Source organism: Granulicella pectinivorans (assembly GCF_900114625.1).
GTDB lineage: Bacteria > Acidobacteriota > Terriglobia > Terriglobales > Acidobacteriaceae > Edaphobacter > Edaphobacter pectinivorans.
The window spans coordinates 15,460-38,504 of record NZ_FOZL01000002.1; the positions used below are offsets into that span (position 1 = coordinate 15,460).

Annotated in this window: 12 protein-coding genes; 4 read left to right on the top strand and 8 right to left on the bottom strand. The window is 57.2% G+C overall.

Annotated elements, in window-relative coordinates:
* Nucleotides 1–64: 64 nt before the first annotated feature.
* Both BM400_RS17900 and araD read left to right on the top strand, forming a co-directional pair.
* Complete coding sequence (locus BM400_RS17900; RefSeq protein ID WP_141224000.1) at nucleotides 65–1,579, top strand: tetratricopeptide repeat protein; 1,515 nt, start codon at nucleotides 65–67, stop codon at nucleotides 1,577–1,579.
* Between the two features lie 165 nt (nucleotides 1,580–1,744).
* The gene (araD, locus tag BM400_RS17905) at nucleotides 1,745–3,475 is read left to right on the top strand and encodes an L-arabinonate dehydratase (protein ID WP_089842200.1); all 1,731 of its coding nucleotides are present in this window, start codon (nucleotides 1,745–1,747) and stop codon (nucleotides 3,473–3,475) included.
* 20 nt (nucleotides 3,476–3,495) lie between these two features.
* On the opposite strand, the gene BM400_RS17910 is transcribed toward araD, so the two are convergent.
* The 6 genes from BM400_RS17910 to BM400_RS17935 all read right to left on the bottom strand — a co-directional run bounded on the left by BM400_RS17910 (nucleotide 3,496) and on the right by BM400_RS17935 (nucleotide 12,611).
* The gene (locus tag BM400_RS17910) at nucleotides 3,496–4,263 is read right to left on the bottom strand and encodes an SDR family NAD(P)-dependent oxidoreductase (RefSeq protein WP_089842203.1); all 768 of its coding nucleotides are present in this window, start codon (nucleotides 4,261–4,263) and stop codon (nucleotides 3,496–3,498) included.
* Nucleotides 4,264–4,278: 15 nt separating this feature from the next.
* Nucleotides 4,279–5,136, bottom strand: a complete 858-nt coding sequence (locus BM400_RS17915) for a fumarylacetoacetate hydrolase family protein (protein ID WP_089842205.1) — start codon at nucleotides 5,134–5,136, stop codon at nucleotides 4,279–4,281.
* Nucleotides 5,137–5,157: 21 nt separating this feature from the next.
* Nucleotides 5,158–5,901 carry an SDR family oxidoreductase gene (locus BM400_RS17920; RefSeq protein ID WP_089842208.1) on the bottom strand — a complete coding sequence of 248 codons (744 nt, stop codon included), beginning with the start codon at nucleotides 5,899–5,901 and terminating at the stop codon, nucleotides 5,158–5,160.
* Nucleotides 5,902–5,921: 20 nt separating this feature from the next.
* Nucleotides 5,922–6,719, bottom strand: a complete 798-nt coding sequence (locus BM400_RS17925) for a FadR/GntR family transcriptional regulator (RefSeq protein WP_089842211.1) — start codon at nucleotides 6,717–6,719, stop codon at nucleotides 5,922–5,924.
* Nucleotides 6,720–6,778: 59 nt separating this feature from the next.
* Nucleotides 6,779–9,487, bottom strand: coding sequence for a glycoside hydrolase family 3 protein (locus tag BM400_RS17930; RefSeq protein ID WP_089842214.1), 2,709 nt, complete (start codon nucleotides 9,485–9,487; stop codon nucleotides 6,779–6,781).
* A gap of 310 nt (nucleotides 9,488–9,797) precedes the next feature.
* Nucleotides 9,798–12,611: a glycoside hydrolase family 95 protein gene (locus tag BM400_RS17935; protein ID WP_089842217.1), complete on the bottom strand. Its 2,814-nt coding sequence runs from the start codon at nucleotides 12,609–12,611 to the stop codon at nucleotides 9,798–9,800.
* Here BM400_RS17935 and BM400_RS17940 point away from each other — a divergent pair.
* Nucleotides 12,610–13,821 (top strand): SGNH/GDSL hydrolase family protein, encoded by a 1,212-nt coding sequence (locus BM400_RS17940; protein WP_175529130.1) that lies wholly within the window; start codon nucleotides 12,610–12,612, stop codon nucleotides 13,819–13,821. The two genes, BM400_RS17935 and BM400_RS17940, sit on opposite strands and share 2 nt — an antisense overlap.
* Here BM400_RS17940 and BM400_RS17945 read toward each other — a convergent pair.
* A complete protein-coding gene (locus tag BM400_RS17945) occupies nucleotides 13,818–16,379 on the bottom strand; it encodes a glycosyl hydrolase (protein ID WP_089842218.1) in 2,562 nt (853 codons plus the stop codon). The two genes, BM400_RS17940 and BM400_RS17945, sit on opposite strands and share 4 nt — an antisense overlap.
* 348 nt (nucleotides 16,380–16,727) lie before the next feature.
* Entirely contained in the window at nucleotides 16,728–20,528 is a 3,801-nt protein-coding gene (locus BM400_RS17950) for a TonB-dependent receptor (protein WP_089842221.1), read from the bottom strand.
* A gap of 470 nt (nucleotides 20,529–20,998) precedes the next feature.
* On the opposite strand from BM400_RS17950, the gene BM400_RS17960 reads away from it, so the two are divergent.
* Nucleotides 20,999–23,038 carry a glycoside hydrolase family protein gene (locus tag BM400_RS17960; protein WP_175529132.1) on the top strand — a complete coding sequence of 680 codons (2,040 nt, stop codon included), beginning with the start codon at nucleotides 20,999–21,001 and terminating at the stop codon, nucleotides 23,036–23,038.
* Nucleotides 23,039–23,045 lie beyond the last annotated feature (7 nt).

Below are 23,045 nucleotides of genomic sequence, written 5' to 3' on the forward strand. Positions count from 1 at the left end.
CATGCAGACTTCAATCTCTCTCCTCCGCGCACTCAACGCAGCCCTCATCCGGAGGGAGGTGCGATTGGGTTTCGCCTTGCTTGATCGCGAAGCACAACAGTTTTGCCCGCTCCAACCCTTGGACGAGCACTCCGGAGCATGGCTGCTCTGCGTCGCCCAGTGGACCGATCTAGGGTACAGAAATATCGACTTCCTCTGCCGATTGGCTGAGCCGTTTACCAACTTTCCCCGCAGCCGCATGCGAGTCGGCGACCACCTCTGCCTTCGCATGGTAGAGGCATACATTGCGTTTCTCCACGAGGACTCGGTCAAAGCCTGCGAGATATTCGATCTTGTTCTCCGTGAGGGTCCAGGAATTCTAGAACCACACCTGCTCGTCGTGGCGCACTTCTGGAAATGCCGCGCCCATCGCCAACGTGGGCAATACGAAACTGCACTCCTTCACATCCAGAAGGCGAAGGCAATCTCTATCGACATGGAAGCGCCGCGGCTGGTAGCCGTGACCAATATTCATGAAAGCTGGCTGCTCTTCCAGCGGGGCCAAAGGAAGGAGGCGATGCGACTGCTCGATGAAGCTCAAGCCGAACTCAGTACCACTGGACATGTCTTGTCTTTAGGCAACATCGAATCCGCCCGAGGTCGATTCATCCGTCGAGGAGGAGAATACGCCAAAGCGTTGCAACACTTCGAAAGAGCGATCCATATCTATGGAGAACAGTTTCCGCAGCATCCAAACTTAGCACGCGCTCTCGTGAATGCCGCCTATGTGAAGCGACTCATCGCACTCGAACTGCCCAGCAAGTCAAGTCTCGGACGAGCAAAAGGATGCGACCACACTCGCTTCCTGCAAATTTGCCAGGATGCACTCGAGTTGCTGCGCCAGGCGGGAGATATCTACCTCCGAACTCAACACCAGACTGGTATAGGGTCCGTGCTGGTAAATACCGGCTATCTGCACCTTGATACTGGAGATATCGAGCGGGCGGCACAGGAGGCGGGAAAGGCCTTTGAGCTGGGAAGAGAGAAGCAGGACAACATCCTGATGGCACGCGCGAAGACACTACAGGCAACAATTCAAAACGACCGTGCCGAGGAACAACTGGGTGAATCCGAAGAAACTGCGGAAAACGCACAGCTTGCACGCGCATATAGCGAAGAGGCGGTATCGTTGGCCCGGTTGACCCAAAACAGCCGATTGCTGGCAGGAGCGTATGTTGTCAGCGGTGCCGTGGCGGCCAACGCATTCTTCCGCGACTGGCAGGCTGCGAAGCACTTTGCCGGGATGGCAACGGATCTGCTTTCGAAGGACGACATGGATCATCTTTCCAAGCAGCTTGGCACGCTAAAGTCGAAGATCCTTCAAGCCTCGGGGATCGATGAGATGCTGCGCTCATGGTCGGAAGGGATCATAGGGGACAAGAGCTTTCAGCAGGTTTCAAACGAGTTCGCCGAATTGGTAATTCCCAAGGTCTGGGAACGAGAGGGACGCAAGATAAGCCGCGTCGCAAGAGTGCTTGCGATGTCGCCCAAGAAAGTGAGACGCGTCTTGATAAATGCCCGTGGGATGAAGTCGGATTGAATTGGAAAGCAAACTTTGACAGACGCGCACCCAAAGATCTTCCTTGCGGCTTGGATAATAAGTAATATGTATACTTTGATGTCGCAGGGAACACACGCTACTTTGAATGAATTGCCGGTTCGACACAATGGCCCAGCAAGCGAAGCATGACGACAGGAAAACGGGATGACACAGGAAAAGAGGCAGTTTCGGTCAGCAGCGTGGTTCGGACGAAGCGACAAGGATGGTTTCATTCATAGAAGCTGGATGAAGAACCAAGGATTTCCACCCGACGTCTTCGACGGTCGCCCCGTGATCGGCATTTGCAATACCTGGTCGGAGTTGACTCCCTGCAATGCACATCTGCGGGCACTTGCGGAACGGGTGAAGCGAGGCATCTGGGAGATGGGCGGGCTACCCCTAGAGTTTCCGGTCATGTCCACCGGTGAAACCAATCTACGTCCCACAGCCATGCTCTACCGCAACCTTGTGAGCATGGATGTAGAAGAGAGCCTGCGCGCCAATCCCGTCGATGGCGTGGTGTTGATGTGCGGCTGCGACAAGACCACACCGGCTCTGCTGATGGGCGCGGCGAGCTGCGATCTTCCAGCCATCGTGGTCTCCGGCGGCCCAATGCTCAACGGAAAGTTCCATGGAAAAGACATCGGCTCCGGGACGGATCTATGGAGATTCAGCGAGGACGTAAAAGCAGGAAAAATGTCTCAACAAGAATTCGCCGAGGCTGAATCCTGCATGTCGCGTTCCGCCGGACATTGCATGACGATGGGTACAGCTTCCACCATGGCAGGCATGGCAGAAGCTTTGGGCATGACGCTCCCACACAATGCGGCCATTCCCGCTGTTGACTCACGCCGATCCGTCCTGGCTCATCTATCTGGACGCCGCATCGTGGAAATGGTGCATGAGAATCTCACCCCCTCACAGATCCTCAAGCGAGCAGCCTTTGAAAATGCAATTCGCATCAACGGTGCTCTCGGAGGCTCCACGAATGCCGTCATTCATCTTCTTGCCATTGCAGGACGTGTCGGAGTGCCACTTACACTCGATGACTGGGACCGTATCGGACGGGACACCCCTACCCTTGTCGACTTGATGCCATCAGGCCGCTTTCTCATGGAGGACTTTTACTATGCAGGTGGCTTGCCCGCCGTGGTTCGCTCACTGGCCGAGCACCAATTGCTTCATGCGGATGCTTTGACGGTCACGGGAAAGCCGATTATCGAGAACTGCAAAGATGCTCCAAACTGGAATCAGGAAGTCATCCGCACCTTCGACAATCCCCTCGTCAAGCAAGGCGGCGTGGCGGTGCTTCGTGGCAATCTGGCCCCCGATGGCGCAGTGCTGAAGCCATCCGCCGCCTCTGCCGAACTCATGCAACACCGTGGACCTGCGGTTGTATTCAGTTCCGTGGAACACTATCACGAACGAATCATGGACCCACAACTAGAAGTCGACGAGAATTCAGTGCTCGTTCTCCAAAACTGCGGCCCCAAAGGCTACCCAGGCATGCCTGAGGTTGGCAACATGGGTCTGCCCCCCAAACTGCTCGCTCGCGGCATCAAGGACATGGTGCGCATCTCAGATGCGCGCATGAGCGGCACAGCATACGGAACCGTAATTCTTCATGTGTGTCCGGAGGCAGCTTTGGGCGGTCCGTTGGCGTTGGTACGGGATGGAGACATGATTGAAGTCGATGTCAAGAAGCGCCGGCTGCACCTTGACGTTTCGGACGATGAACTCGCCCGTCGGCGTGAGGAGTGGGTTTCGCCATTGCCCGCGATGCAAGGTGGCTATCAGCAGATGTACATTCAACACGTGATGCAGGCCTGCGAAGGAGCCGACCTGGACTTCCTGGTGGGCTGTCGCGGAAATAAGGTTCCTCGCGAATCCCATTGAATCCTGGGGCCAGCTTTAGTCTAGATCCACCCACCATCGATAATGTAATTCTGGTTCGTCATCGCTTCGCTGTCATCGGCCGCCAAAAAGAGCACCAGCCTCGCGACTTCTTCAGGAAGAATATGCCGTTTGAGGCACTGACGACTCAGTATTTCCCGCTCGTAGTCCGGAGACATCCATAGGCGACGCTGCCGTTCTGTGAGAATGGCACCGGGCAGAACGCAGTTGACCCGAATGCGGTCTTCACCCAAATCGTGGGCGAGTGAGCGCGTCATCCCGACGATTGCTGCCTTTGCCGTCGTATAGACCGAGAGACTGGCAGACGGAATCATCCAGGCAATGGAACTCATATTGATGATGGCCCCCCCGCCCGCAGCTTTCATGCCTGGTGCCACGGCCTGTGCCGCAAAAAACTGGTGCTTTAAATTCACCGCGATCCGTTGGTCCCAATACTCCGGCGTCACCTCCTCAAATGTATGCCGGTCGTCACTACCAGCATTGTTCACCAGGACCGTCGGAGGGCCGCAAGAGCGCGTCACCGCAAGAACCGCGGCGCGCAAAGCCACGATGTCCGTGAGGTCGCAACATAGGAAAAGCGGAGGATACGCACAGCGGGTCGCCAAGTCTTCCACTAACTGCCTGGAGACCTGCTCAGCCACGTCCAGAAAAGCCACCCGCGCGCCCTGCATCGCAAACTGCTCAACCATTGCTGCACCAATTCCCGAGCCCCCTCCTGTGATCAATACAGAGCGCCCCTCGAGGCTTGGATAATTTGCGTATCGTTGCATCGCACACTTTCCTTGTTAGAACGTTGACTGGCTTTCGGCAACAACTCTTTGCGTTTGGATCCCTAAGCCATCGATGCCAAGGCGAATCGAATCACCGGCGCGAAGATACTTCGGTGGCTTTTGTCCAAGACCAACGCCCGGTGGGGTTCCCGTGGAGATGACGTCGCCCGGCTGAAGACTCATGAACCGGCTGAGATAACTTACGAGATGGGCGACGCCGAAGACCATAGTCTTCGTTGATCCGCGCTGATACTCGTGTCCATTCACTTCAAGCCATAGTGTCAGGTTCTGAGGATCGGGGACCTCGTCTGCTGTCACCAGCCATGGCCCGATCGGTCCAAAGGTATCGGCGCTCTTGCCCTTGGTCCATTGGCCTGTCCCTTCAATCTGGAACGCTCGCTCAGAGAGATCGTTCACCACGCAGTACCCTGCCACATAGCTCAGAGCCTCTTCCTCACTGACATACTTGGCAACCTTGCCAATGACGACGCCAAGTTCGACCTCCCAGTCTGTCTTTTCGGACCCTCGTGGGATGACCACATCGTCGTTCGCACCCATGATCGCCGAGGTGGCCTTCATGAAAACCACTGGTTCAGCCGGCACCACCATCCCAGACTCGGCGGCATGATCGGAGTAATTGAGGCCAATGCAAAGGAACTTGCCTACTCCCGCGACGCAGGGGCCAAAACGCGGTGCACCCGCCACCTTCGGCAAAAGCCGCAAGTCGAGTTGCCGGATGTGCTCCAGAACGGATGCAGAGAGCGTGCCACCATTGATATCGTCGACCACTGCCGACAAATCGCGCAAAGTTCCATCTTCCGCCAGCAGACCGGGCTTCTCGTCTCCCGGGTTTCCATATCGAACGAGCTTCATGTGCCTCCTGTAAGATCCTGTTTAGATAGCCCATCCGCCATCAATGATGTGTGTCTGTCCCGTCGTGAAGGAGGACTCATCCGATGCGAGATAGAGCGCTAAGTCCGCAATCTCCTCAGCCCGTCCAAGCCGCCCCATGGGTTGTCGCGCAAGAAACGCCACACGCGCCTTCTCCATGTCGCCCTGTGCCGCCATACGGTCATGCAGCGACGGCGTCTCAATCGTTCCAGGACAGATTGCGTTGCAACGAATTCCCTTACCCACGAAGTCGGCTGCAATTGACTTTGTCAGGCCGATGACCGCCGCTTTCGTTGTCCCATACACAAACCGGTTCGGTGCGCCCTTGATGCTGGATGCGACAGATGACATATTGAGGATGTTCCCAGTTCCTGCTGCGACCATGGCCGGTAAAAACGCACGGCATGTCCTGTACATCGATGTAACGTTGAGGTCAAACGAAAGCTCCCAATCCTGCTGCGTACAAGCGAAGATGTCTCCCTGATGAACGTACCCGACGCAATTAAACAGGACATCCACCGGGCCCAGTTCTTCGGCCAATGCCGAGATAGCCTCGCCATCTCGCACATTTAACGTTCGGTTTCTAATCGTTGGATGCTCCGCGCTGAGTTGCTCCAACGCTGCGCTGTTTACGTCCGTCGCCCAAACTGTCGCACCCTCCGCTGCAAAACGCAGCGCACATGCACGTCCGATCCCTTGTCCTGCCGCTGTCATCACGACTAATTTGCCCGCTAACCTGCCGCCCACATCCCCTCCTTGGGTGATCGCTACTGACGGACACCCGTTGCAGCCGTCCGCTTGTTCGATTTCTTGACCATCTTCTTTGGAAGCGACCTCTCGATATCCTCCGAAGTACGGTTTAGCACAATCTGCATGGCAACTTCAGCCGCATTCGGATTGCCATCGCGTATAGCCTCGAACACATCACGATGTCGGCGCAGAGACTTTTCAAAGGCCATCCGGTCGCGGTTGGTCAGTTTGAAGCTAGCGCGAAGTGCTTCTTGGATCAAAGCTCCGAAAGGACGCATGAAGGTGTTATGAGTGGCCTCAAGGATCGCAAGATGAAACTTCAGGTCAGACTCCACTGAAGACGCCGAGTCCTCTAAGGCCGCCTCCATTCCCTGCAAAGCCGATTCGATCTCTACCAGATTTTCCTGAGTGGCCCGCTCCGCCGCCAGCCTGGCCCCCGCGGGTTCGATGATGAGTCTTAGCTCCAACAAGTCCGGAATACCTACCGCAAACCCCTTGCCGGAAAAGAGCCAGTTGAGTACATCAGGGTCAAGTGCATTCCAATCGTGCTGAGGCCGAACACGGGTGCCGGTCTTGCGGCGCACCTCGACAAGACCCTTGGCAGCCAGCACCTTGACCGCCTCGCGCAGAGCGGTTCTGCTGACACCAAGCTGCATCCCAAAGTCCGCCTCGTTGGGTAGGACGGCGCCAGGCTTCAGTTTTCCTTTAAGGATCTGCAGGCCAATCTCACGGGCAACCTGCGTGTGAAGCGTTCGTTCGAACGCAGGAACGAGCAGCCCCTTACTCCCAGGTACAAGCTTATGCTTTGTCAACATTCGTTTCGAACTCCTTCCTTGGAAACCTTTGTTCCTACCTATGCTCGCAATTTTACGTTCTAATCCGGCAGTTCAAGCGTGCCGTGAATTGCGAATGTCTCGCGTAGCCCGGGCGTATGCTCTTCAGGCTGGCCGCTTCCTACAAATACGTGAAACGTACCAGCGGCAAGTATCCGCTTACCGTCGGGCTTAACCCAGCTCAAATCGCGTGGAGAGATCTCAAAGTGCAACTGGGTTCTCTCGCCAGGAGCCAGGGTCTTCCGCTGAAAACCACGCAGCGCAAGCCTCGGTGAACCCGGCTGATTCGGGAAGTCCAGATAGAGTTCGGCTACTTCGTCTCCCGCCACCTGGCTGGTATTTTCGACACTGACATCCACGCCAAGTGGCTTCCCTGCCTCTACGTCGTTCGACGAAAGTCGCATCCCTGAGTACCGGAACGTGGAATAGCTCAAACCAAACCCGAATGGATACAGAACGGGGCCTTTGTAATACCGGTAGGTCCGATTCTCCATGTCATAGTCTTCGAATGGAGGCAGGTCGCCAACACTTCGGTAGAACGTGACAGGCAGACGTCCCGCCGGGTTGTTTGCTCCTGAGAGTGTCCTGGCAATAGCGGTTCCGCCCTCTTCACCCGGATACCAGGCTTCGAGGATGGCGTTCGCATGTTGCGATGCCCAATTCACCGAGAGGGCGCTTCCGTTCATCAAGACCACGATGAGCGGCTTTCCGGCTGAACCCGCCGCCTCGATCAAGTCCTCCTCCGCCTGCGGCAAGTCCAGACTGGTTCGATCGCCTCCGCGAAAGCCGGGTGGAAGACCTTCGTTACTCATCTCCTCGCCTTCGATCTCCGCCGTGATCCCAACAGCGGCAACCACAATGTCCGCAGACTTTACGGCCGCCATTGCTTCCTGTAATGTTTCGCCCCCCATCCGCTTCCCTACCAGTTGCATCATGGAACTGAGTCGTCGGCCAAACTCCAACTTCGACGGTGACTGCAGCCGCAAATACTCCAGTTTGAAGGCATGGGGCTTCCCCTTCACCATGTGCAGCGTAAACGTGCGCGGCTGCCGTGACGCTCCGCCACTCTCCTTCCAGTCGTCGATACGTTGGATGCCGTCGATCCAAAGACGTACACCGCCCTCACCTTTCAACTCGAACTGATAGTCACCCGTATCCTGGCTGGTGAAGTTACCTGTCCAACGAGCCGCAAAACCCTGCGCCTCCGCCCAGGGCGGCAAACGATCTGCCAAAAAGCCGAAGGCGATACGCGCATCCGTGCGAAGCGTCTCAGGCTCTCCAGAGAGATCCCGATTGCGAAAGTACTCCGCTGTAAGCCCTGGTCTACCGTCCTTCGTCGTGAAGGCAACTTCCGGCACAATAAAGGGATTGCGAAGCAAGCTCGTACCCGGCACATAGGTCACCACCGCTTCCGGAAACTCCCTGCGAATACCATCGACCACCGTGGTCTGTCGCGAAGGAAGCCCGTTATAGTTACCCAACAGTGCAGCGACCGAATCCCCCAACGGTCCGATCACGGCGATCTTTTTCACCCCCTTCCTCAGAGGAAGCGTACCGTCGTTCTTCAGCAGGACCATGCTCTGCATCGCGACCTTCGTGGCTTCCTGGCGGTGGGGTTCACTGTCATTCTCGCTATAAGGAATGCCAGCATACGTCACCATGGATGGCGGATCGAACATACCTAGCCGAAACCGTGCCGAAAAAATGCGCTCCAGCGAATGGTCGACGTCCGCCTCCGATAAAGCACCGCTCTTGACTGCATCCAGATAGCCTTGCTGCTCACTCTCACTGAAATCGCAATCGAGATCCGTTCCGCGTCGCAGTGAAACCGATGCGGCCTGTTCGAGCGTCTTCACATACTTGTGTCCGCCGTACACATCCGTGATTGCACCGCAATCTGAAACGACGTATCCCTTAAATCCCCAACTTTTGCGCAACGAGTCCTGCAGCAAAAAGCTATTCGCACAGGCGGGTTCACCATTGATCGAGTTATAGGCACACATCACCGATCCCGCATGCGCTTCAGTGAGCGTGTAACGAAATGCCGGTAGATAGGTATCCTCCAAATCATGCCGGGACACGTGAATATCGATAGCATGACGAGTGGGCTCGGGCCCACTATGCACGGCGAAGTGCTTAGAGCTAGCCAACATCTTGAAGTAACGCGGATCGTCGCCTTGAAGTCCCGTGATGAAAGCGAAACCCATCTGACTCGTAAGAAATGGATCCTCCCCGTAAGTCTCCTGACCACGGCCCCAGCGAGGATCACGAAAGATGTTGATATTCGGCGACCAAACGGTCAATCCCTCGTTCTGCGCATGGACGTCGTGGCGCAATGCCTCATGGTACCGTGCGCGTCCTTCGGTGCTGATGGTATCGGCCATCCCATGTACCAACGTCGGGTTCCAACTCGCGGCACAACCGATCGCCTGCGGAAAGACCGTGGCGACACCATCCATACCGATTCCATGCAAGCCTTCTGTCCAATAGTTGTAAGACGGTACTTGAAGACGCGGAATGGCAGGCGCGACGCTTACCAATTGCGAGGTCTTTTCCTCCAGCGTCATCCGCGATATCAAGTCCCGCACCCGCTCATCCCTCGGAGCCGATACATCCAGGTAGAGCGGGACCGCGGCAACCACTTGCCGCAATGCAGGCAGGCCGACGGCTGGCGACTGGCCAGCAGCGACACCGGCCAAACAAGCAAATATCACGACGCCTGCGTTGACAGAGCTATTCCATACGGCCATCACAGCAACCTCTCGAGCAGTATTCCGTTATGACTTACTGACACCGCGCAGATACCGACTGAAGTGTCAATCCAGCACAGTTCGGACTCAACGCCGCGTCGCAATGCGTTCTCTCCATATGACCTGCATCTGTTGCGAACGATTGAAGAACCATCGGCAATCCAGTTCGGCATAATCCCTAAACATCGAAACCATATCATACTATCTAAAAACCACCACACTTTTACTCCGTACCGCTTCGAGAATGAGACCGATAAGAGGATTTGTTCACGCTCGATGATTCTGAGAGGCGGCAATCGGAGACCCGGGTTTAGCTGCTCGCAAAGGTAAACTGATAGCTCTCGCCCTTTCGTCCGTCAAGCTCAAAAGTCTCTCCATTGCCCGAAGGCATCGGAAGCGCAGACAAAAGATTGTCCTTTTTCTTCTTCAGCGTCACTAGCCGTTGTCCCTTAGGAGCACGAAACCGAAACGTTCCGTCCTGCAGCGGTTGGACGGTTGCTTTGGATGCTTTAGGTCCATTCCACTCGATCGAAGCCTCAAGCCCACCACGAGCGCGAAGCCCCTTCACCTTGCCTTGCTTCCAATCAGCCGGAATGGCAGGCAGAAGGGCGATTTCGTTGTTATGGCTCTGCATGAGCATCTCGGCTATGCCGCCCGGGGTCCCAAGATTTGCGTCAATCTGAAAGATGAATCCCGGCACCCCTTTGCTGACCGTCGTACCCGGCGCAAGATGCGTGTCGTTAACGTCATCGAATAGATTGCCGTTGAGGCTGTGATTGACCAGCGTCTTCAGCGAGTCCCATGCCATGTCTCCATCTTGCAGCCGAGCCCAGAGTGCGATGACCCACGCCCGCCCCCATCCGGTAAAGGCACCCTGCTCTTTGAACGCGAACTCCAACCTGCGTTCCAGCGACTTGCGGGCAGCCACCGCCAGATCCGGCGTACTCCGCGGTGTGATCTGCTCCCCTGGATAAAGCGGATACAGATGCGACAAATGTCGCATCCCCGGGTACTTCTCCTCGAAGTCGATCGACCACTCCTGCAACTGCCCAAAGCGCCCGATCTTGTAAGGCGGGAGTCTTTGGGTCAACGCAACCATACGCCCCCGAAATTCAGTATCGACGCCGAGGAGCTTCGCCGCCTCCGTGCAGTTCAAAAAGATCTCACGAATCAGAGCAATGTCCATCGTCGCACCCGCGCTGACGTTCGCCATTTGCCCATTTGGCGCCACGAAGATGTTTTCCGGCGAAACAGAAGGACAGGTCGTCAGGCCACCTTCCCCATCGTCGATCAACCAACCGGCGCAGAACTCCGCCGCGCCTCGCATGACGGGGTATGCAACATCTCGCAAGTATGGCTTATCGCCGGTGAACCGGTAATGCTCCCACAGATGCGCGCACAACCAAACCCCTGCCATGGGCCAGTTCGCCCAGGTAGGCATTGCCCAGGACTCGGCGTTCCCCGCTGGTGCAGACTGCCTCCATAGATCGACATTGTGGTGCGCGCACCAGCCCGGCGTGCCATAGTTCACCTCTGCAGTCTTGGCTCCATTCACACTCAGGTCCCCTACCATAGCAATCAGCGGCAGATGGCACTCGGACAAATTGCACGTCTCCGCCGCCCAATAGTTCATCTCGACATTGATATTCGTGGTCCAGTTACTACTCCATGGCGGCCGGACGTCTGCATTCCATAGTCCCTGCAAGTTGGCCGGCTGGCTCCCTGGCCGCGAGCTGGAGATCAGAAGATAGCGTCCGAGATTGAAGACCAGCACAAGCATGGAGGGATCGGCATTCCGTGCAAACGCCTCGACACGTTGATCAGTTGCCAGCGATGCGTCGGAGGTCGACGGCAGCTCCAGTCTTACCCTGCGGAAGAGTGTCCGGTGATCTTCGACGTGGCGAGCACGTAACTGCGCATAGGGCATGTTACTGGCTCGGTCGACAATGGCCGTTGCCTTGGCTACCACCTGCTCCAGTGGCATGTCGGGCATCGAAGAGAACCCACGAAAGCCCGTGGCGCAACCGACACAGATCACCAAAGAAGAGGCGCCGCTCACATGCATACTCCCATCCGTCTGCGCCTCCACTTTGCCTCCGCTCGCCCTCACATCGACCACGGATGCAAAGTACATTCCCTCGCCCGCTACTTCGCTATAAGTGACTGCAGGCTGCGTCGAAACATACTGCGGTAATGATTGCTTTGGAGCTTTCCCGGTCATCAGCAAACGCCTGCCCTGCGCGGAATTCGATGAGTGCAGCAAGCTCCTCAAGCGCACCTTGGCCGTGATCTTTGCAGGCCCGCTTGCCGTAAGCCGAACCAGGATGACATCGTCGGGAAATGACGCAAATACCTCCCGCTGGTAGCGCACACCGCCGGCGCTGAACTCCACCTTCGCAACCGCCGAGTCAAGATCGAGAGATCTCGCATAGGAGGAGGTATCGCCCATATCTTCCATGTCGATGAGTAGATCACCCAAGGGCTCGTAGTTCTGGTTCCAGGGCCCTTCCATCTTGCGGCATTCTTCATCTGCGGCCTGGTAGTTTTTATCGACAAGGACAAGCCTGCGAACGACTGGGAGATGTTCCTTCGCACCTGGGTTATTCCAGTCCCGCGGGCCGCCCGACCAAAGGGTATCGTCATTCAAGGCGACTCGCTCTGCCGCCACCCCGCCGAAGACCATGGCCCCCATACGCCCGTTCCCCACCGGCAACGCGTCTTGCCACGCGGTCGCAGGTTGCTCCATCCAGAGTGTGGTATCCGGGTTGAAACTGGCCGCGCGCTTATGCGCAGTTGCAGAGCCTGCCGGCGTGGCGGCCCCCATACGTGCCACACCAAAAAAGCTGGCCGCTGCGCTCATCAACCGGACAAAGCTACGTCGTGTATAGGTCATCCCAACTCCCGTCGCGTACTCATCGCGGCCCTCGCTCGACCGCTTCGGTCGCTTGCTCGCGATTCGGGCCGAGTAGAACTGCTGGCCACTTCGATTGTCAAGTATTTCGTATGATGTAATAATTCTTCCCGTGTGCGGCGGGTATAGGCGCTCTAGTTTGAGTGGAATTCCCAAGGTCGCAGAATGGAGTTGCCCGATGCATCGTCCCGTCCAAAATCGCATCTCGAACATGGTTCTCCTGGTCGCCTTGCTGACCGTGTCTCATGCTCGACTCATCGCACAAAAGAACTCCCCCCCGCATTGGGTCGGGACGTGGGCAACCTCGCCGGTTCCGATCGAGAATGGTAAAGGTCCGATCGGTCAGGCCGACTACACCTTGCGAGAGACGGTCCATACTTCGATGGCCGGAGGGGCCTTCCGTTTGGTCATCAGCAACGAGATGGGAATCAAACCCTTGTCTATCGGCGCGGTGCGGGTAGAGCTTCAACCCGATGCTCCAAACGCCTCATCACAGCGAGAGGTCAGATTCGGTGGAAACAGTGCAGTCGTAGTTCCTTCCGGTGCCAAAATCTACAGCGACACACTCCACTTCGCTCTGCCTGCACAGTCCACTCTGAGGATGAGTCTTCTTATCCCAAGGCAGTCCATTCCGATCCTTACCATGCACGCCTACGCCAACCAGCCCAATTTCATGGCTCCAGGAGACCAAACCACCGCGACGACATTGACGCAGGCCATCGAGTCCGACTCGTGGCTGTTTCTTACCGCCGTGGAGGTGCAGGCACCCCAACAGGCAGCCTCAGTTGTTACCCTGGGCGACAGCATCACCGACGGGGCTGTTTCCTCGCGAGGAGCGAACCTCCGTTGGCCCGACGATCTGGCTCGACGTCTTCAAGCCACTCCAAAAACGTCCTATCTCAGTGTGGTCAATGCAGGCATCGGCGGCAACCGCATCCTGCATTCCGATATCGGCACGAATGCAGGGCCCAACGCGATGGACAGATTTGACCGCGACGTGCTTTCGCAAGCAAGCGTCAAATACCTCATCATTCTTGAGGGCATCAACGATATCGGGGTCGGAACTGGCCCCAGCAATCCTCATGAGAAGGTCTCCCCCGATGAACTGGCATTCGCCCTCTCGCAGTTGGTGGAGCGGGCTCACACACACGGCATCAAGGTTTATCTGGGCACCATCATGCCAGACAAAGGCCTGGGCCTTTACTACACCGAAGCCGGAGAAGCGGAGCGTCAAGCTTTCAACCAGTGGATACGTTCCAATAAAGTGTCCGACGGCGTGATCGACTTCGATAAAGCCGTGCGTGACCCGGCCGATCCGCAACGGCTGCTCCCGGCCTTCGATGGCGGTGACCATATCCATCCCAGCGACGCCGGCCATCACGCCATGGCCGACGCAATCGACCTGAGCCTCTTCACCCGTTAGACCTCGCTAAGAATCTTGACAGGCCCCAGCAACCCCGAAGGAGTCAACGGTGTCTCCTTCGCAAAGTAATTCCAGGTTGTGACCGTGTAGCGTCCCTTGGATGGTCGCGGCTCATGCTTCAGAAACCACTCGGGGAACTCCTTGAGGAAAAGCCCATCACTGTAGCGTGTGTCGCCATGCTCCCACTCAAAGTCAGGTGGCTGCTTCTCGTCGCCGATCAGACGGTTGGCCCAAACATTGGTCACAGCGACTTCAAGCACATTATGACCAGCAGTCACCGCGGCGCTGATATCGATCCTCCACGGCGTGGTCCAGAGCACGCCGAGCTTCTTCCCATTCATACTCACAGCAGCAAGGTGATTTACTTTGCCCAGGTCCAGATAAATTTGCTTGCCTGGCTTTAGCGCAGGCAGCGTGATCGTCTTCTTATAGAGAGCTGTTCCCGAGTAATACTTGATTCCACTCTCAGAGCGCGTCGTCCAATCGTCGAGGGTCACAAACTGCGCCGCCTCGGGACCACCCCACCTCGGATCGAAATGGACTGACCAACTACCGTTCACCTCCGTCACCGTCTGGAGGGCAGCGAAGTTCGGGGCCGACTGTGGCGCTTTCCCCAACGGCTTGCGAAACAGGACGAAGAAACTCTCAGTTGGCTCGAAGTTCAGTTGCATCGTGGTGACGCCATTAACCTGCTCGAACGCTGGGAGGTCCCGCATAGTTCCCCACACCGGGTTCCAGAGCTCTGGCTGACGCCCCGTAACTGGGAAACTGCAGTGTGCAGTGCCACCCGCTTGGGAGAGGTTAGCCACAAAGTATAGATCGGCGCTCTTGTGCCTGCGATGGATGCTTTGAAGCTCCAGTTGACCGCTCTGGAGCTGGAACGTTGCGCTGCTACTCTCCGACTTGGGCACAAACTCGCCCGCCTGGAGCAGCGTTTGGCAACGCCACAGATACTTAAACCAGGCCTTGCCCGGTTCCCACCAAGTCTGGTAGCGACCAAAGTGAACGCCCCACTGGCCCATCGCGATTCCCGGCTTGTACTCCGGACCAAAAGCCTGCTGCACGAAATGGTGAACATTCATCCGGTTCACACCCGCACAAAATGCTGCATCCCCAATCGGCTTGAGCCACGCCGGAGTCTCATTCCAGCGCGCAAGATCCGGGGCCGTCGTAAAGGCCTCCGCACCAACAATCCGCTGTCCCAGCGCGTGAGCCGTATCGATCACCGGAGGTCCTGCCACCGGCGCATACTTGTTATTGGTCGTCCAGAACTCGGTATTCGCGTGGTCGAGATATCGCACCACCTCTTCGGTCTCCCATGGCCCGAGATAGGGCTCGGCAACGAACTGTAGACCTGCCTCGTGGGCCAGCTCACGAGGCACGGCCCAATAGCAATCCCGGAAGAGATCATGCACCGTCCGCTTAAAGTCAGCCTGAAACCGCTCCGTCTCCGTCTTGCTGCCGAGGGTGTGCCCGGCAAACGTCGGCAGCCAACGCCGGATGTCGTAGCCGCGACGACTCTGGAACTCTGCCGTCATCCTGGGTGTCCAGGTCGGTTCCCCTGCCTCGTAGCTGTCGAAGTATAACGTCGTCAGCGCGGTACCGGCCAGGTCGCCAAGGTGCTTCTTAATCTCGCCGACGACATGCTGCACATGGAACCGCACTGCCTCGGGATTCATCTTGTCGCACTCCAGTCCGATCGCATCCCACTGCGCCGGTTGGATCATCGCGCCAGTTGTCGTATGGCCGAATCGGTAGATCGTCCACTCGCCCGGCGGGGCGGCCCACTGCAATTGACCATCGGCACCCATGTGCTCTGAGATATCCAGCACCTCATCGAGCGTTGGTACTCCCGGCGATGGCAGAGCGATCACCGCGATGTCCTTGTAGTAGCTCTTGCGCCCCTCAACGATTGGTGCGGCAATTTTTCCCAGTGAAGGAATGTAGAGCTCTGGAAATTGCGAATGGGGATGAGGATCGACCACCGCACGTTCCAGCTTGGCGGTGACCGTCTGGCCACCCTGCACCGTCTGCTTGGACCAGACCACCTCCTGCATGGAAAGCTCTGGCGTGATCCAAGTTCCTCCGCTGCTCTCATATCCAGCGCAGTTATGGAGAATCAGCTCCAGTCCCAACCGTCGGCACTCCTTCGCCGCATGACGCACCATCTCCCACCATGGCTCGGTCCAGGTCACGATCTCCGGAGTTGGACTCTTGCCGATCACGCCTGCCCACGGGATAAGCGTATCGGCAAGGCTGAAGATGGTCGCCCCACCAATGCCAGCATCCTTCATTGCCTCCAGGTCGGCAGTGATGCCTTGCTTGCTGATGTTGCTGCCCATCCACATCCAGAGGACATAGGGCCGGGTGGAATCGGGCGGAGCGACGAACGCCGCAGCCAGATCGCCAACCGGCTCCGGCATCGTTCCCGGCTGCGCCTTGGCCTGCCTCTGAAAGAAAAGCGGTGCGGAGCCAAGAAGGGCGAGAAAGTCACGTCGTGTCGCGGTCGATAATTTTGGAGCGGGCAATGGATTCTTCCAGTCGTGTTGAGAGATCATTTTCGAGTGAATTGGTTGGACCTCAACGCCGAAAAGTGGCCCGGCTGTAACCGTACCTGTTACATCTTCGGATCTATGGTCTTCTAAAGGGGTTTACACACCAGCGATGGAAAGAGCCCAATGTTCCACCAGGACATTTATTGTGGTCAGAACGTGGGCCAAAGTATGAATAGTGTGGACCTTACTGTGGCGTTTTGAAAGTGGTCTTTTTTTATGCGTTGATAGCCTATTTCCCTATTGCATCTGGAAACCGGTTCCGCTGCTCGCAATCCACGAATGCATTGCGAGCAGCGTCCCATGTTATGTACCTCCGATTGCATGCCTATTGAGCTGCACCGTTTCGAAGGTCTAGAACTTGAATTTCATGGCGACTTGCAGTACGCGAGGTTCGACGGTGGTTGACTGGATGAGGCCGAAGGTTACACTCCCCGGTGATGAGTCAGGTCCGCCGAACTCGGCCCAATTGAAGAGGTTGAAGGCATCCGCGCGGAATTCCAAATTGTACTCCCTGTAGATCGGGAGCTTCTTGGTAAGGGAGAAGTCCACTGTCTTTTGTCCTGGATTCCGGATGGAGGATAGCATTGGCGGTAAATCTCCAAATGAAGGGGAATAACTTGCGGCCCCGGGACAAACAAAGACAGATGGGGGTCCGTATTTGTCTGCTACGGTCTTGGGTCCGCAATTTGGTACCGCAGTTGCTGCAGCGTTCGTGATTGGGTTGTATTCATGGACGGAGTTGCATGGATTGACTACTGTGGCCTGTGAGTCGGGGCACAATGGGTTGGTGTTGTAAAGACTGCCCGTGTTGAAGTAGTTATTAAGTCGATTCCGGGTCGGGCCATGTCCTTTAATCTGGTCGATCGTTGCTCCTGGTGCCAGGCTATAGGTGAGGTTGCTCTGGAGCTTACGTGAGCCCGCTCCAACAGTCGTATTGGAGAACTGGAACCCGATGGGCGTTCCAGATTGTGCGGTAATGCTGGTCGCCATCGTCCATTGTCCTACGGTGCGGTTGAGTGCACCTATGGCAAAGTTGCGGCCTGGGTTCTTCAAAATGTCGCCAAGCTGGTACACCGCGCTGGTGGTGAGGCGGAAGGTACGATCTCCGCCGGAGATGAACATATGATGTGTGTTGTTGTTGTCATAGGGCCCGTCTCCGCCTGCCGAGCTCATGGCTTTGGACCAGGTGAATGCGGATAGGAGCTGGAGCCCGTGGCTCATGCGCTTGTTGAGCGTCAATTCGAATGCATTGAAGTGGCTGCTCGCGGAGGTTTGCGATACGAGGAGTCCTTGATCGGCTAGAACACCAGCCACGGGGGTCCGATCCGCGACGTTGAGGCTACCCGTGTTGGTTGGGTCCGGAGCAACCGTGCAGTTTGGCGGTGCACAGGTGTCTGCGAGTCGGAGGTTATTGGTAATTCCACGGATGGGATTTGACGTGGACGCAATCCCTGGTTGGTTCTGCGAGAGGGCTTGCAGAAGTTTGACCCCGTTCGAACCCTGATAGGCGATTTCCAGCAGGAAGTCGTGGCCGAGGTCCTGCTGGAGGCTCAGGTTGAACTGCTCAGTATAGGGGTTCCGCAGGATCGGTGCCGCTGCGTTGAATAGGTTGGTGGCGGTTGTCGTTGGGCCATAGGTGCGTGGCTGGTACAGCGGATAAGCTGAATCGGGCGGAAGGTTGAGGTGCGAGAACGGATCTTGAAGGGTTCCTTCCGAGCCGAACGAGTAGAAGGCAACCTGGTTGAAAGGAAACCCCTGGATGACGGCCTGCGCGATCCCGGTGGAAACGCGAGTGAAGAAGAGACCAAAGCCGCCGCGAATAGAGAGGTCTTTCCTTGGGGAATAAGCGAAGCCGACGCGCGGTGCGAAGTTTTTGTAGTTGGGGGTTAGCCCGAGCTGGTCGTTGACTTGCTGTACGCCACCGGGGAGCACGAAGCTGGGATTGAGTTGCTTGAACTTCTGACTGATGGTGTAGCCGCTGTATTGTTGTGAGCTGCTTGGAATGCCGTAAAGCCCTTCACCGATCTGGCTGGGTATGAAGTTGTCCAACAGTCCCTTGGTTTCGGTCGGCCAAGCGAAGTAGTCGTAGCGGATACCGAGGTTGAGGGTCAGACTCTTCGCGATCTTGTAGTCATCCTGAAAGAATGGGCTGAAGTCCCTGAAGGTATAGAAACGCTTGAAGCTGCCGCTGGATTCAGTGGTGACGAGAAGGTTGCTGAGGCCGGAACCGTTGGCTGTGCCGTCCTTCCCGATGAGAAGGTCTGCCATGTTGTACGTGATGATGGCACCAGAGCGGGTGAGGTCGAGATAGAGCTGGTGTTGCATCGCGGTTCCGCCGAAGCGCATGTTGTGACGACCTTTACTCCAACTGAGGATATCGCTCAGCGAGTATTGATTTTCCGTACTGGTCTGGGTCGAAATTTGCGAGTTAGGAAAGGTGAGCCCAGGGAGCGCAAAGATCAGCGATGGAAGATTGTCATGCGCACTGGGCGTCTGGAGCATACCGATATCGCTCGCGTGGAGCCCGCCGTTATTGTTCTCATAGTTGTTCACCTGGCGAAGGAAGCCTATTTTGATCTGATTGACGAGAGTTGGCGTGATGATCAGGTCGTGGGTGATGACGGCGTTTTCGCTGATCGACGGCGAATCCGCGGTGAATCCTGGAACGGTACCGTTGGAGGTGCTGACCAGGGAGTGGGAGTTGAAGTAATTGGTTGAGAGGGTTTGGTTGGGCGTGAGCTTATAGTTGCCATTCGCCAGATACTGCCTTTCCCTGTAGAGGTTGGGATAGTCCCAGACGAACTGTCCGACGTTGGCTCTTCCGGCACCGGTCGTGTCTTTCGCGGGGACGTAGGGCAAGACATAGTTGCCGTTGGCGAACTTGGCCTGAATGAGTTTGAGTGCGACCGGGTTGATGTTGGAACCGTTGGCGGCGACGGGTTCGCCACCGAACAAACCTGCTTCTCCGCCGTAGGTTGCACCCAAGAACTGCTGGAGGGCTCCCGTGTTGCTGCGATCGCCAGAGGGCAGCAGTGGATAACTATTATTGATACTCAGTCCAGAATTACCATTGACTTGCTTGGTTTCCTGATAGGAGAAAAAGAAGAAGATTTTGTCCCGCAGAACGGGCCCACCGACCGTTCCTCCGAACTGATTCTGGCGAAGGTCCGGGGGAGTGTTGGGCTGCCCGTTGGCAAGTTGGGTCTGCTTATTGAAGTACAGGTTCGCGTCGAGCGCTTTATTGCGGAAGAAGTAGAAGCCGTCGCCATGGAAACGGTTGGTTCCCGTCTTGGTGGTGACATCGATGCTGCCACCGTTCGCACGACCATATTCCGCCGAGTAGGTACTCGTCTGCATTTTGAATTCGGCCAAGGCATCGGGCGAGGGGACGGAGATGTTGCCGGTGGAGGAGCTAGTCGCGCTGACACCGTCGATGTTGATCGAATTCTCAGTACCCCCGCCGACCGAGTAGCCAGCGGCCGCGTTTCCCCCGTTGCCGAAGGTAAGCGTGTCGGGGATGGCTCCGATCACACCGGCTTGTAGACCCAGCAACTGGGTGAAGTTGCGCGTGGAGAGCGGCATGGCTTCGATGATGGTCGAATCGAAAACCTTGCCCAGCGTGGCGTTCTCAGTATTGAGCAAAGCTTCCTTGCTGGAGACGGTGACGGTCTGGTTCTGTTCGCCGATGCTCAACGGAACCTGCCCAAGATCGGCCGTCTCCGTGACCTGCACCGTGATCGGTCCGCGCACGAGCTTCTTGAAGCCCGGCGCGACGACCTGTACGCGATAGTGCTGCGGATCGAGCAGAGGAATCAGGAACGAGCCATCGGGCCGGCTCACCGTGCCGCGCGTAAAGCCGTTGTCCAGACTGATAACCGTGACCACGGCGCCCGGAACCACGGCACCGGATGGGTCGACAACCACCCCCTTCATCTGGCCCGTGCCTCCCTGCGCTCGAGCCGCAGGCAATCCCCCCAAAAGCACCACCAACATAGCCAAAAGCACGCTGGCAACGAAGCCACCCGTCGCTTTCCTGCTCTTCGGCATCTCTCCACCCGTCGGAGCCGTCGCCCTTAATTCCACACGAGCATGACTCCGTGAGCGACCAGCCTGAGACTCTGGGTGTTTCCCTGCCTGCGATCTCTCTTCCATACTGCCTCCTTGTCGCCTTCCGGCTACTCTCGACGTTCCGCGCGTCACAGCGCTTTCCTACCTGTATACGTATGATCTTTTGATCGACGGAGACTCTAGGCCCACATGAAAGCCATTGTCAAGGGGAGAAACGAGTTTTCATAAGAAAACGGGGTAGCACCTGGAGCCCGCCTCGCAAAGACACTGCCATGCCCTCTTTAGAGGCACTGGCACGTCGGGTACGCTGACAGTTCGCGAGTCCAGTCTTCTTGGCTCGAACAATTTCAAATAGGGTTTTTCTGCCATCCTCCCAGATAAACCTTGCACATGCGCGTCGGCGTCTGGTAGTGTTCTCGCCGCTCGAGACTCACTGGAGGATACGTATGATGTTATCGAAAAAAGCTTGCCCCGCAAGACTCCTAAGCCATCCCCTGCCGATATGGCTCAGGATAGCTGCGACCTGTGCGATCGCCGCCTCTGCCTCTGCGCAGGTGCCCACCGACCTCACCAGCGCACGATTCGCGCCCAACTGCGGCGCAGCCAACGTCACCCAACTCTTCGCAGACGCAAAACTCGCAGGAGGCCAATACGGCGTCAATAATTTGCAGGACGTGAGCGATCCCGACATCGCCCTCATTGGCAATCAATGGTGGTTGATCTTCGCCTCAAACCCTGGACCGAGCCGCGGTCTTGAGCCTGTCGCAGCCTATTTGCCACCCGGCGCATCGCTCTCCACCACCGGCGTCTTCCCGGCCGACCCGAACGGCTGGCATCTCGTCGGTGCCAAGGCTGACGGGACAGGCAAGGGCGTCGCCATCTCCGGAACCCCAAGTCCGGCAGGCTGGGACACGATCGCAGCGGAGACCCCATCTATCGAAGTCGGCCCCGACGGGAAGGTCGGCGTCTACTATGCGGGTCACAACCTCGGCCAGACCAACTTCGAGATTGGCCTGATGCCCAATGTCGTCAATGGCGTCGCCCAGGGAAACGATCCCGTCCCGGCCATGGTCGCGACACAGCCCTGGGAGTTCGCCAACGATCTCGGAGCGATCCTCGAACAGTCCGTGCGTTGGATGCCTGAACTCAACAAATACATCATGTATTACACCGCTCGCGCTTGGTGGGATGTGCCCCCGGACAACGACATCGCCTACGCGGAGAGCACCGACGGAATTACCTGGACTAACCGCCAGCACCTCGGCTTCCCCGTGAGCTACTACAATCAGGACTTCGTCTACAACCCTCAGCGCAATCGCTACGAGATGGTCATCGCCAATGACCCCACCGGTGCCGGCGGAGGCAACGGTCGCAATCTCGTCTGGCGCGACGCAGCCACTCCCGGAACACAATTCAGCGATTGGCAAAATGAGGTCACCTTGTTGGATCGCAACGATCCCAACGCAGCCACCTGGTACAACCAGGGACTTCTCTCCCCCGCTATCAAATACGGCAACCTACCCGGTGAAGAAAACAGAATCTATGTCTTCTTCCACGCCTACGGCAGCTCGAATCCGATGAGCATCGGTCGCTTCTACTGCGATGCGACGAATGTCAGCACTCCAGCCTTTACCCTGACCTCCGCGGCTCCCTTCCTCAATTTGGCTCCCGGTAACGGCACCACCATGCCTATCACCGTCAATCCCATCGCTGGGTTCACCGGGACCGTCAACTTCAGCATCTCCGGTGTTCCCGCCGGTGCCAGCGCCGTTACCCTTCCCTCTAGTTCCACAACAGGGGCAACCTTCGTCATCTACGTCTCGTCCGCCGTACAAGCTGGACGCTACCCCCTGACAGTCACGGGAACATCAGGGAGCCTGACCCAGTCAACCACCTTCACTCTCAACGTCTCCGGCCAGGACCAGACCATCGCCATCCAGCCGTTTGCGCCCAACAACATCACCTACACGCCCGGACTGACCTACAACATCAACGCTTCGGCCAGCTCCGGCTTGCCCGTCACCCTGAGCGTGGGTGGCAACGGAACCATCAACGGAAATGTCCTCACCGTCACGGGTGGCGGTGACATCATCGTCGCCGCCAATCAAGCTGGAAACGGTACCTACAATCCTGCTCCCCAGGCCACAGCCACCCTGGTCGTCGCCCCTCAGGTCCAAACAGTTAACGTCGCTCCGATCCCTGCCCAGACAGTCGGAGGAACGCTTGACCTCAGCCCCTACGTGACAACGAGCTCGGGCCTTACCGGTTACACATGGGTCGGCCAAACCCCAGCCGTCTGTACGAACAATGGCTCGGCGGTCACATTCGTCAGCCCAGGAACCTGCATCATCATCGCAATTCAGTTTGGCAACCAGTATTACGGCCCCGCCGGTGCGGGAATAACCATCACGGTCAACCCGGCACCGATCGCCGCCGGCCCCCCCTTGGGTGCAGTTCAGTTGCACGCCACGGTCTCCACCGCTGGCACGTTCGTTCACAGCCCATCCTCCAGCACTGTGCCGGGGGTGCCGAGCACGCTCGCTGTCAGGGTCACGCCGGCGAACACGACCAAGGTCACCTCCACGACCGTATAGATGACGC